Source organism: Microbacterium sp. SWDP-B6 (assembly GCF_059803615.1).
The window spans coordinates 22467-34015 of record NZ_JAPFGV010000020.1 but is presented as its reverse complement, the minus strand read 5'-3'; the positions used below and the strand labels follow the sequence as shown (position 1 = coordinate 34015).

The window sequence follows — 11549 nt, the reverse complement described above, 5'->3', positions numbered from 1 at the left end:
CCCCCCCCCCCCCCCCCCCCCCCCCCCCCGCTTCTCGATGCTCAGGAGGCGCGGCGGGCGCGAGCGGCGCGGCGCTTGAGCGCACGGCGCTCGTCTTCGGAGAGGCCTCCCCACACGCCCGAGTCCTGGCTGGACTCGAGGGCGTACTGCAGGCAGATCTCGGTCACCGTGCAGGTGGCGCAGACGGTCTTCGCCTTCTCGATCTGGTCGACGGCCGGACCGGTGTTCCCGACAGGGAAGAACAGCTCGGGGTCGACAGTCAGGCAGGCGGCCTTATCGCGCCAGTCCATGGGGGCTCCTCGGTGTGGTGTTTCAGAAATCGTCGCATTGCGACGACTCGGATTTCGGGTGCAGATCGGGTTCAGCTACCCTGTATGAGATACGGACGGATGCCCGCTTTCTGTGATGCGAGCGCGAAGCCCGCCCCACGCCGCTGTGGGAGCACATGACGCTGTCCATTCTGTTACATGAAACCGGCGAAATCAAGGGTTTCCGCCGTTCTCATTCGATTCTCAGGAGACAACTGTGCGCTCACCCGGCCTCGCTCTGGCGGCTTCCGCGGTTCTCGCGGCAGAGGGCGCCGCATTGATCGTGTTCGCCCTCATCGAGCTCGTCGGTCTCGGCGCAGGTGATGCCGCGTCGCTGCCGACGGCGCTCGCCCTCATCGTGCTGACGCTCATCGGCGCTGTCGCTCTCATCGCATTCGCCATCGGAACCAGGACGGGCCATTCGTGGGCACGCTCGGGTGGGGTCGTCTTCCAGGTGCTCGCCGTGGCGCTCGCGCTCGGCTCGCTGACGCTGCAGCCGATCGCCTGGGCGTTCACCATCGGCGTCGGGCTGCCGGCGCTGCTGTGCTTCGCGCTGCTGATCGCGAGCACGCGCGCCGAGAACGAGCGCCCGGCGGAGTGACTCTCAGGCGTCGATGCCGAGCAGCTTGCGCAGTCGGGCGACGTGCCCTGTCGCCTTGACGTTGTACTGAGCGAGGGTGATCGTTCCCTGCTCATCGAGAACGAAGGTCGAGCGGATGACTCCTTCTACAACCTTGCCGTAGTTCATCTTCTCGCCCCAGGCTCCGTATGCGGTGTGCACGGCGTGGTCCGGGTCGCTGAGAAGGGTGAAGGTGAGGCCGTCGCGCTCGCGGAATTCGGCGAGCTTCGCAGGCTCGTCACGCGAGACCCCGATCACGCGGTACCCGGCGCCCTCGAGAGAGGAGATGCTGTCGCGGAAGTCGCAGGCCTGCGTCGTGCACCCTGGCGTCATCGCGGCCGGATAGAAATAGAGCACCGTCTTCTGGCCGCGCAGATCGTCGAGTCGGACGGTCGCGCCGTCTTGGTCGAGAAGAGCGAAGTCGGGGGCAGCGGATCCGGAGTCGAGGCGCACAGTCACACGTCCAGCCTACCGGCCGGGCGTCTGCTCGGCCTTGTCGGCGAACGTCTGCAGAAGCCTCTGCAGCGAGTCCAGGCGCGCTCGCCCGGTCTCGCTCAGCTCGCCGCTCTCGGCCGCTTCGATGAGTGCGCAATCCGGAGCATCCGCGAGGTGCGTGCATCCGCGCGGGCACTTCTCGGCGATCTCCGCCAGCTCGGTGAAGGCGGCGAGGATGTTCGCGGGGTTCACATGCCCGAGACCGAAGGAGCGGACGCCGGGGGTGTCGATCACCCAGCCGTTGCCCTCCGGGCTGACGTATCGCAGCGATACGGTCGACGAAGAGGTGTGCCGGCCACGTCCGGTGACCTGGTTGACGTGCCCCGTCGCGCGCAGAGCGCTGGGCACCAGAGCGTTCACGAGCGTCGACTTGCCCACACCCGAATGCCCGACGAAGACCGTGGAGTGCCCGACGAGGGCAGCACCGATCTCGTCGACGGGCATCTCGTCCTGCGCACTGGTGAAGACGCGCAGGTCGTCGAGTCCGTCGAAATGCGACAGGAAGGCGCTGGGGTCGGCCAGGTCCGTCTTCGTGACGACGAGGAGCGGGCGCACGCCGGCATCCAACGCGGCCACGAGGTAGCGGTCGACGAGGCGGGCACGCGGCTCGGGGTCGGCGGCGGCGACGACGACGAGCATCTGATCGGCGTTCGCGACGATCACCCGCTCGACCTGGTCGGTATCGTCGGCGCTGCGCCGAAGCAGGGACGTGCGATCGGCGATGCCGATGATCCGCGCCAGGGTGCCGTCTTCGCCTGAGATGTCGCCGACGACCTTGGCGTGATCACCGGTGACGATCGGGTTCCTGCGAAGCTCACGCGCCCGTGCGGCGGTGATCATGCGCTCGTCAGGCGTGTCCTCGTCGATCAGCACGGAGTAGCGACCACGGTCCACGCCGAGGACGCGGCCGATCTGAGCGTCGTCATGCGCAGGCCGTCGCTTGGTGCGAGGGCGGTTGGCCTTCGGGTTCGGGCGCGTGCGGATGCTGCTCTCGTCATAGTCCTCGAAGTCGTCGTCGAGGTCGTCGGAGTCGTCGAGCCAGCTCACGAGGATGCGCCTCGCAGCATTCGCTCCCAGAGGAGAGTGAACTCCGGAAGCGTCTTGGAGGTGGTGCCGATGTCATCGATCTCGACCCCGGGCACGCGCAGACCGATCAGGGCGCCCGTCGTCGCCATCCGATGGTCGTGGTGCGCCGCCCATCGGCCACCGTGCAGCTGTCGGGGAATGATGCGCAGGCCGTCGGAGAGCTCTTCCGCCTCGCCGCCGAGGGCGCGGATGTTGCCGACGAGCGCCGCGATGCGATCGGTCTCGTGGAGTCGGATGTGACCGATACCGCGGATCGTGGTGGGGCCGGACGCGAACGCCGCCAGTCCGACGAGCGTCGGGGTCAGCTCGCTCGCAGCCGAGAGGTCCATGTCGAGCCCGCGGATCTCGGCCCCGGCCCGGACCGTCAGCGTTCCGCTGTGACGGCCGACATGCGCACCCATGGCCTGCAGGATCTCGGGAAGCAGAGCGCCGGGCTGGGTGGAGTGCACAGGCCACCCGGGCACCGACACCGCGCCCCCCGTGACCAGTGCAGCGGCGAGGAACGGCGCCGCGTTCGAGAGATCGGGCTCGATCGCGATCTCCTTGGCGCGTGGCACGCCCGCCTCTACGAGCCACTCACCTGTGGCTGGTCGCTCGATCCGGATGCCGCGACGGCTCAGCGCCTCGATCGTCATGTCGATGTGAGGCAGGCTCGGCAGATGGTCGCCGGTGTGCACGAGGTGCAGGCCCACGTCGAAGCGCGGGGCGGCGAGCAGGAGTCCCGAGACGAACTGACTGGATGCCGAGGCGTCGATCTCGACGCGCCCGCCTCGGATGCGACCGTGGCCGCGGACGGTGAACGGCAGGGCCCACGTGCCCTCATCGTCGATGTCGACTCCGAGGTCGCGCAGCGCGCTGATGAGACCGCCCATCGGTCGGTGCAGGGCCGTCTCGTGGGCAGTGAGGTGCACGTCGCGCTGGGCGAGCCCGGCCAGCGGCGCGATGAAGCGCATCACCGTGCCGGCCTGGCCGCAGTCGATCGTCGTGCCGCCCATGAGCTTGGCCGGCGTGATCGCGAGGTCGGGCCCGAACTCTCCGTTGCCGTCGATCTCCTCGATGCCGACGCCCAGGGCGCGCAGGGCCTCGATCATGCGGCGGGAATCGTCGGAGTGCAGAGGAGCGATGAGTCTGCCGGGTCCGTCCGCGATCGCGGCGATGATGAGCTCGCGATTGGTGAGCGATTTCGAGCCGGGGATCGTCACGGTCGCATGAACGGCTCCGGTGCTGATCGGCGCGACATAGACGCCCTGGACAGGGGAGGGGGAATACCTGTTGGCGCTCATCGGTTCCCACCTTAGTAAACGCGAGTGTCCGAACGATCGAATATGGGCGCACGCCGACAAGGAGAGAGCATGCTCGCAACGCTGGAACGCGAGTCGGTGGACCTCACCCGCCTAGACTGGCCGGTGATGGATGACACGGCAACCGCAGAGACGGTCAGCGACCCTCGGCGCGAATTCGAGGAACAGGCGATCCCGTTCATGGATCAGCTCTATGCCGCGGCGATGCGCATGACGCGCAACCCGGCGGACGCTGCTGACCTCGTGCAGGAGACCTTCGTCAAGGCATACGGGTCCTGGGCGACGTTCTCGCAGGGCACGAACCTGAAGGCGTGGCTGTACCGCATCCTCACCAACACGTACATCAACATCTACCGCAAGAAGCAGCGCGAGCCGTTCCAGGGCACGATCGACGAGCTCGAGGACTGGCAGATGGGCGGTGCCGAGTCGACCACCGCGTCGCACAGCCGTTCGGCCGAGGCGGAAGCCATCGACCACATGCCCGCATCGGTCGTCAAGGACGCGTTGCAGGCCGTTCCCGAGGACTTCAGGTTGGCGGTGTACCTCGCTGATGTCGAGGGCTTCGCCTATCAGGAGATCGCGGACATCATGAAGACCCCCATCGGCACCGTGATGAGCCGCCTGCATCGAGGCAGGCGCATGCTGCGGGAGCTGCTGGCTGAGTACGCCGCGGAGCGGGGAATCTCCACGGCCGACCCGAGGAGCAAGAAATGACCGACTGCGGCTGCGACAAGGCCCGCAAGGACCTCGAGGAGTACCTCCGCAACGAGGTGTGCAACACCGAGCACACCGAGATCCGTGAGCATCTCGAGAACTGCCCGTCCTGCCGGGATGAGGCGCTGGTGGCGACGACCCTCACCGAGGTCGTGGCGCGCGCGTGCAAGGAGACGGCACCCGAAGAGCTGCGTGACCAGGTGTTCGCTCGACTGCGTGAGGTGCAGGCCGCACAGCACTGAGGCGGGACCCGGTCCGTCGCGCCTCCCATAGGGTGGAGGAATGACCGACGCGCTTACCGTCCCCGTTGATCCCGTGTCCGCTGCGCGCCTGGCCGCGAAGAATCTCGTCTACCGACTCGTCGACAACGGCTCGGATGCGGACACCGAGGCTTTCCTGCGGGCAGAGGCGCGGGGGTTCCTCGATGCCGATCCCACGCCAGAGCAGATCGCCGCAGACCGCGTACTTCTCGCGACGCGGCGCAACGTCGGCGTGTTCGAGGAGAATGCCCCTGACGGCGCCTTCCCGGTCGCCACGGTCAACTCGTGGGTGACTCCGCTGACCGTGCCCGGCGGCGAGGTGGGGATGTGGGCGATCAGCGCTGTCACGGTCTCAGGCACTCATCGTCGCCGCGGCATCGCGCGCAACCTGCTCGAAGGCGAGCTGCGTGCCGCCGCAGGCGCGGGTGTCGCTGTCGCCGGCCTCACCGTCTCTGAGGCGACGATCTACGAGCGGTACGGGTTCGCTTCGGCGATCCCCGCAGCCAAGGTGTCGATCGACGCGCCGAGGGCGGGATGGAACGGCCCGGCGACCGATGGCCGCGTCGAGTACGTCGAGCGCCAGACGCTTCAGAAGGACCTGTCCGCTCTGCATGAGCAGGCGCGAACCCAGCGTTCGGGGCAGATCGCCGGGTGGGACGCGCGTTGGGAGCGGATCGCCGGGCTGTCGGTGGGACACACCGCTCCACGGGCCGTTCGAGGTGTGCGCTACGTCGACGCCGACGGAGCAGTCCGGGGTGCGATGGCGTACACGCTCAAGGAGGTCGCGGGGAGTTTTCGCGCGGACATGGAGATCCACCACCTGACCTCGACCACGACGGATGCCCTGGCCGCGCTCTGGAGATTCGCTCTGCAGCACGACCTGGTGTCGAAGGTCGTGGTCGACCTGCGCCCGATCGACGATCCGATCACCTGGCTCGTCACCGACCAGCGAGGCGTGGACCTCACCCCTCACGATCACGGGTGGCTGCGCCTCCTCGACGTGCCCGCTGCGCTCAGCGCCCGCACGTATCGAGCGCCCCTCGATGTGGTGTTCCGAGTCGAAGATCCTCTCGGTTTCGCCGAAGGCTCGTGGCGACTGACCTCGGGTGCCGACGGTACGGCGGATGTCGCACGGGTCGACGACGGCGCAGAGGCCGACGTCATTCTCGGCGTGGGGGCTCTCTCGTCGATCTACGCGGGCGGGGTCAGCGCTGTTCGGCTCCGCGCGGCCGGCCGTCTGCATGCATCGACGGAGACGGCGGCAGCGCTCGACGATGCGTTCCGCACAGCAGATGCCCCGCTCCTGGGCATCTGGTACTGAGCGCCGCCCGCCGCGACGACGGACTGCACGGAGAGGGGCTCACGGCATCGCCGTGAGCCCCTCTCCGTTTTATCCGACAGCCGTCAGCTGATGGTGAGAGCGTCTCGCAGGAGCTTCGCCTGTTCGGCCGCGTGCACCTTCGACGAGCCGGTCGCCGGCGATGCCGACGCGGGGCGCGACACCGGGCGGAAGCTGCGGTCACCGGGCACATCGGCGAATGCGAGAGCAAGGAACGGCCATGCCCCCTGGTTCTCCGGCTCTTCCTGCACCCACACCAGCTCGGCGTTCGGGTACGAGTCGGTGATGGCCTTCAGACCGTCGATCGGCGTCGGGTACAGCTGCTCGAGCCTGACCAGCGCGATCTCGGGGTTCGGGTTCTTGTCGAGCTCGGCCTTGAGATCCCAGTGGACCTTGCCCGAGTGCACGAGCACGCGCTTCACCGCGTTGCGGTCGAGACCGCGGTTGTCGTCGAGCACGGGCTCGAAGCGGCCCTGGGTGAAGGCCTCGACAGGGCTCGTCGCACCCCGCAGGCGCAGCATGGCCTTCGGGGTGAAGACGATGAGCGGCTTGCGCGGACGGGCGTAGGCCTGACGGCGCAGCAGGTGGAAGTACGACGCGGGCGTCGAGGGGCGCGAGACGATCATGTTGTCCTGCGCGCACATCTGCAGGAAGCGCTCGATGCGCGACGACGAGTGGTCCGGTCCCTGGCCCTCGTAGCCGTGGGGGAGGAGCAGGGTGACGCTGGACTGCTGTCCCCACTTCTGCTCGGCCGCCGAGATGTACTCGTCGATGACCGACTGGGCGCCGTTCACGAAGTCGCCGAACTGGGCTTCCCACAGCACGAGTGCCTCTGGAGCCTCGACCGAGTAGCCGTACTCGAAGCCGAGCGCGGCGTACTCGCTCAGGAGCGAGTCGTAGACGAAGAAGCGCCCCTGGGAGTCTGACAGGTTCGACAGCGGCAGCCACTCCTGGCCGTTCGCGCGGTCGTGCAGTGTCGCGTGACGCTGCACGAACGTGCCGCGCCGCGAGTCCTGCCCCGCGAGCCGCACGGGCGTGCCCTCGACGAGGAGAGAACCGAAGGCGAGCAGCTCGCCGAAGCCCCAGTCGATGTTGCCGTTGCGGCTCATGTCGAGACGCTTCTCGAGCTGCTGCTGGAGCTTCGGGTGAACGGTGAAGCCCTCGGGCTTGTTCACGAACGCGTCGCCGATGAGCTGGATGACCTCGTTCGAGACTCCAGTGATCTCCGGGGCGCCGACCTGCTCGTCAGCCGGAGGCAGGTCCTGAGCGACCGGGTTGGCGCCGGTCTCTGCAGCGTGGGTCTCGGCGAACGCGATCTCCAGGCGGTTCTGGAAGTCCGCCTTGGCCTCGTCGTACTCCTCTTCGGTGATGTCGCCGCGACCGACGAGCGACTCGGTGTAGAGCTTGCGCACCGAGCGCTTCGCCTGGATCAGATCCGTCATCAGCGGCTGCGTCATCGAGGGGTCGTCTCCCTCGTTGTGCCCGCGGCGTCGGTAGCAGACGAGGTCGATGACGACGTCGCGGTGGAACCGCTCGCGGTACTCGAAAGCGAGCTGCGCGACGTGGATGACGGCTTCTGGGTCGTCGCCGTTCACATGGAACACCGGCGCCTGGATCGTCTTCGCGACATCCGTCGAATACACCGAGCTGCGCGAATCGTTGGGGAGGGTGGTGAAGCCGACCTGGTTGTTGACGACGACGTGGATCGTGCCGCCGGTGCGGTATCCGCGCAGCTGAGACATCTGCAGAGTCTCGACGACCACACCTTGCCCGGCGAACGCCGCGTCGCCGTGCACCAGGATCGGCAGCCAGGCGAACGTGCCGATCGGCTTGCGGTCCTGCTTGGCGCGGACGATGCCCTCGAGGACGCCGTCGACGGTCTCGAGGTGAGACGGGTTCGCGGCGAGGTAGACCGGGAGCTCGGATCCGTCGTCGGCGACGAAGGTGCCCTCGGTGCCGAGGTGGTACTTCACATCGCCGGAGCCGCGCTGGTTGCCGGGGGTCTGCGTGCCCTCGAACTCCTGGAACACGTGGCCGTAGGTCTTGCCGGCGATGTTGGTCAGCACGTTCAGGCGGCCGCGGTGCGCCATGCCGATCGCTGCGCCCTCGAGGCCGGAGGTGGCCGCACCCTGGAGGATCTCGTCGAGCAGCGGGACGAGCGACTCGCCGCCCTCGAGCGAGAATCGCTTCTGACCGACGAACTTGGTCTGCAGGAAGGTCTCGAAGGCCTCGGCCTCGTTGAGCTTGCGGAGGACCCGCAGCTGCTCGTCATGGCCGGGCTTCTGGTACTTGACCTCGACCTTCTCCTGGAACCAGCGACGCTGCTCCGGGTCCTGGATGTGCATGTACTCGATGCCGAGCGTGCGGCAGTACGAGTCGCGCAGGACGCCGAGGATGTCACGGAGCTTCGCGACCCGTCGGCCGCCGAACCCGCCGGTGACGAACTCGCGGTCGAGGTCCCAGAAGGTGAGGCCGTGGCTCTCGATCTCGAGGTCGGGGTGCGAGCGCTGGACGTACTCGAGCGGGTCGATGTCGGCCATCAGGTGTCCGCGCACCCGGAACGAGTTGATGAGCTCCTGCACGCGGGACTGCTTGTCGACGCGCTCGGCGAGGTCGACCGCGATGTCGGGGTTCCAGCGGATCGGCGAGTACGGGATGCGGAGAGCAGCGAAGATGTCGTCGTAGAAGCCGCGCTGCCCGATCAGCAGCTCGTGCACCTTCTTGAGGAACTCGCCAGAGCCGGCGCCCTGGATGACGCGGTGGTCGTACGTGCTCGTCAGCGTGATGGTCTTGCCGATCGCGAGCTCGTTGAGCGTCTTCTCGCTCGCTCCCTGGAACTCCGCCGGGTACTCGAGCGCACCGGCGCCGATGATGCATCCCTGCCCCTTCATGAGGCGGGGGACGGAGTGCACGGTGCCGATGCCGCCGGGGTTGGTCAGCGACACCGTCGTGCCCTGGAAGTCTGCGGCCGTCAGCTTGTTGTTGCGGGCGCGCGTGACGAGGTCCTCGTAGGCGACGAGGTACTCGCTGAACGTCAGCGTGTCGGCGCGCTTGATGCTGGGGACCATGAGTGCGCGCGTGCCGTCGGGCTTCGGCAGGTCGATCGCGATGCCGAGGTTGACGTGCGCCGGTGCCACGACCGAGGGCTTGCCGTCGATCTCGGCGTAGAAGACGTTCTGGCTGCGGAACTCGTCGAGCGTGCGGATGAGCGCCCAGCCGATGAGGTGGGTGAAGCTGATCTTGCCGCCGCGGGTGCGCGCCATGTGGTTGTTGATGACGATGCGGTTGTCGATCATCAGCTTCGCGGGCACCGTGCGGACGCTGGTCGCGGTGGGGACGGTCAGGGACTCGTCCATGTTCGCGGCGAGGGTCTTGGGCAGACCGCGGAGCGGCGTGACCTTGTCCTCCTCGACGGGATCCGCCGACTCCGGTGCCTCGGCCTTCGCCGCGGGCTTCGGGGCCTGCGCCGGAATCGGCGCCGCGGCGGCAGGCTTGGTCGTGGTCCGCGCCACGGGCTGTGCGCCGATGACGGGGATGGGGGCTGTCACCGGATGCGCGGGCTGCTCGGCAGCGGGTGCGGGAGCCGCGGTGCCGGTCGCGGCATCCGACTGGTACTTCTCGAGGATGGGCCACCACTCCTTGTCGACGGAGTCGCGGTTCACCTTGTACTGCTCGTAGAGCTCTTCCACGAGCCAGGAATTGGCTCCGAACCCCCCGTCGCCCCCGACGCCGGTCACCTGGTTCGACACGCTCGATCGCCCTCTTTCATCGCTGAAGTCCACGTATGCACAGCAGGACGCGTGATGCGTCCGGGCCCGCACACTCTCGACTTCCAAGCCTAACGTGTTTCCTCGCGCATTCGTCGAAGGCATGCGCCCTCGACGCCGCTATCTGAGTACCGTGGGGGTATGGAGTTCTCCGGTGAGTCACCCACAGTCGATCTGACCTATTCCGACGTGTTCCTCGTGCCGCGACGATCCGCCGTCACCAGCCGTCTGCAGGTCGATCTGGCCCCGCAGGACGGCACCCCGGCCACCCTGCCCATCGTGGCCTCGAACATGAACTCCGTGACCGGCCCCCGGCTCGCGGCGGTGCTCGCGCGGCGTGGCGGACTCGGAGTGCTCCCTCAGGACATGCCGTTGCAGGGTCTCGATGCTGCGATCCGCGACGTCAAGGCGCAGCCGGTGCTGTGGGACACGCCGATCGTGCTGCCTCCCGAGGCATCGGTGTCGGACGCACTCCGGCTGATGCCTGCCACCGCAGGTCACGGCATCGTCGTGGCCACGGGCGGAGCTCCGTACGATGCCGAGCGTATTCTCGGTGTCCTGCCGGCGACGCGGCTGGCCACTGCGCTCCCGGATGCACAGCTGGGCGATCTGGTGCACGCCGGCACGCCGTCTCTCGACGCGGATGACATCGGATCAGAGCGTCATGCCTTCGACGTGATCACCGACGCGGGCGTCGACATGGTCACGATCACGCACCACGGGCACCTCGTCGGAACGCTCAGCGCGCGCAGTGCCCTGCGGTCGACGCTGTATCGCTCGGCGACGGACGGCGACGGCCGCCTCGCCGTCGCGGCGGCGGTGGGCATCAACGGAGACGTCGCGTCCAAGGCGAAGGCCCTCGCCGACGCCGGCGTCGATGTGCTCGTGGTGGACACGGCGCACGGACACCAGGAGGGGATGCTGCGCGCGCTGAGCGCCGTCGCCGCACTGAATCTCGGCATCCCGATCGTGGCCGGCAACATCGTCACCGCCGACGGCGTCAAGGACCTCGTCGAGGCCGGCGCCTCCATCCTCAAGGTCGGCGTGGGGCCGGGCGCGATGTGCACGACGCGCATGATGACGGCCGTCGGCCGCCCGCAGTTCTCCGCTGTGCTCGAGACCGCCCAGGCCGCCCGGGAGCTCGGCGCTCACGTCTGGGCGGACGGGGGAGTGCGGTATCCGCGCGACGTGGCGCTCGCGCTCGCCGCGGGCGCCGCGTCCGTGATGGTCGGCTCCTGGTTCGCGGGAACGATCGAGGCGCCGGGCGAGCTGCAGAGCGACGCCGAGGGCCGCATCTACAAGGAATCCTGGGGCATGGCCTCCACCAAGGCGGTGCAGGCTCGGTTCGGCCGTCTCGATGCGTATGAGCGTGCCCGCAAGGAGCTGTTCGCAGAGGGGATCTCGTCCTCGAAGATCTACCTCGACCCGCTGCGCCCAGGACTCGAGGACCTGCTCGACATGATCACATCGGGCGTGCGCTCGTCGTTCACCTATGCCGGGGCATCGTCGGTGCCCGAGTTCCACGAACGGGCGCTCGTCGGGCTGCAGTCCGCCGCAGGATACGAAGAGGGCAAGGCCCTCCCGGTCAGCTGGTAGTCGTCCGCGCTCCGACCCACTGCGATCCCGTAGAATCGTGGACACCATGGACGACCCTCCCAGT

10 protein-coding genes are annotated in these 11549 nt (G+C 68.0%); 5 read left to right on the top strand and 5 right to left on the bottom strand.

Going from position 1 to position 11549, the window contains the following annotated elements:
• Positions 1-41: 41 nt before the first annotated feature.
• Positions 42-290: a WhiB family transcriptional regulator gene (locus OPU70_RS17185; RefSeq protein ID WP_028503730.1), complete on the bottom strand. Its 249-nt coding sequence runs from the start codon at positions 288-290 to the stop codon at positions 42-44.
• A 235-nt stretch (positions 291-525) separates the two neighbouring features.
• On the opposite strand from OPU70_RS17185, the gene OPU70_RS17180 reads away from it, so the two are divergent.
• Entirely contained in the window at positions 526-909 is a 384-nt protein-coding gene (locus OPU70_RS17180; protein ID WP_498558326.1) for a hypothetical protein, read from the top strand.
• Between the two features lie 3 nt (positions 910-912).
• On the opposite strand, the gene bcp is transcribed toward OPU70_RS17180, so the two are convergent.
• From bcp to aroA, 3 genes are read right to left on the bottom strand one after another with little or no spacing between them, the layout of a single operon-like run.
• Positions 913-1386: a thioredoxin-dependent thiol peroxidase gene (gene bcp, locus OPU70_RS17175; RefSeq protein ID WP_042541915.1), complete on the bottom strand. Its 474-nt coding sequence runs from the start codon at positions 1384-1386 to the stop codon at positions 913-915.
• Positions 1387-1395: 9 nt separating this feature from the next.
• On the bottom strand, positions 1396-2469 hold the full coding sequence (gene rsgA / locus OPU70_RS17170) for a ribosome small subunit-dependent GTPase A (RefSeq protein WP_042541914.1): 1074 nt from the start codon (positions 2467-2469) through the stop codon (positions 1396-1398).
• Complete coding sequence (gene aroA, locus OPU70_RS17165) at positions 2466-3791, bottom strand: 3-phosphoshikimate 1-carboxyvinyltransferase (protein ID WP_042541913.1); 1326 nt, start codon at positions 3789-3791, stop codon at positions 2466-2468. The genes rsgA and aroA overlap by 4 nt, the downstream gene beginning before the upstream one ends.
• A gap of 69 nt (positions 3792-3860) precedes the next feature.
• Here aroA and OPU70_RS17160 point away from each other — a divergent pair, with 69 nt between their 5' ends.
• From OPU70_RS17160 to OPU70_RS17150, 3 genes are read left to right on the top strand one after another with little or no spacing between them, the layout of a single operon-like run.
• Positions 3861-4523, top strand: a complete 663-nt coding sequence (locus tag OPU70_RS17160; RefSeq protein ID WP_042541912.1) for a sigma-70 family RNA polymerase sigma factor — start codon at positions 3861-3863, stop codon at positions 4521-4523.
• The gene (locus OPU70_RS17155; protein WP_042541911.1) at positions 4520-4765 is read left to right on the top strand and encodes a zf-HC2 domain-containing protein; all 246 of its coding nucleotides are present in this window, start codon (positions 4520-4522) and stop codon (positions 4763-4765) included. Before OPU70_RS17160 ends, OPU70_RS17155 begins: the two co-directional genes overlap by 4 nt.
• Positions 4766-4805: 40 nt before the next feature.
• Positions 4806-6104: a GNAT family N-acetyltransferase gene (locus tag OPU70_RS17150; RefSeq protein ID WP_498558325.1), complete on the top strand. Its 1299-nt coding sequence runs from the start codon at positions 4806-4808 to the stop codon at positions 6102-6104.
• Positions 6105-6187: 83 nt separating this feature from the next.
• On the opposite strand, the gene OPU70_RS17145 is transcribed toward OPU70_RS17150, so the two are convergent.
• Positions 6188-9871, bottom strand: a complete 3684-nt coding sequence (locus OPU70_RS17145; RefSeq protein ID WP_082041176.1) for a multifunctional oxoglutarate decarboxylase/oxoglutarate dehydrogenase thiamine pyrophosphate-binding subunit/dihydrolipoyllysine-residue succinyltransferase subunit — start codon at positions 9869-9871, stop codon at positions 6188-6190.
• A gap of 159 nt (positions 9872-10030) precedes the next feature.
• Between OPU70_RS17145 and guaB1 the strand changes: the two genes are divergently transcribed.
• Positions 10031-11485, top strand: coding sequence for a GMP reductase (gene guaB1 / locus OPU70_RS17140; protein WP_042541909.1), 1455 nt, complete (start codon positions 10031-10033; stop codon positions 11483-11485).
• Positions 11486-11549 lie beyond the last annotated feature (64 nt).

What these genes read in the sequence shown, in the direction of transcription:
- OPU70_RS17185 (WP_028503730.1), bottom strand. Translation starts at nt 290, where the DNA reads ATGGACTGGCGCGATAAGGCCGCCTGCCTGACTGTCGACCCCGAGCTG.
- OPU70_RS17155 (WP_042541911.1), top strand. Translation starts at nt 4,520, where the DNA reads ATGACCGACTGCGGCTGCGACAAGGCCCGCAAGGACCTCGAGGAGTAC.
- OPU70_RS17150 (WP_498558325.1), top strand. Translation starts at nt 4,806, where the DNA reads ATGACCGACGCGCTTACCGTCCCCGTTGATCCCGTGTCCGCTGCGCGC.
- guaB1 (WP_042541909.1), top strand. Translation starts at nt 10,031, where the DNA reads ATGGAGTTCTCCGGTGAGTCACCCACAGTCGATCTGACCTATTCCGAC.
- OPU70_RS17160 (WP_042541912.1), top strand. Translation starts at nt 3,861, where the DNA reads ATGCTCGCAACGCTGGAACGCGAGTCGGTGGACCTCACCCGCCTAGAC.
- aroA (WP_042541913.1), bottom strand. Translation starts at nt 3,791, where the DNA reads ATGAGCGCCAACAGGTATTCCCCCTCCCCTGTCCAGGGCGTCTATGTC.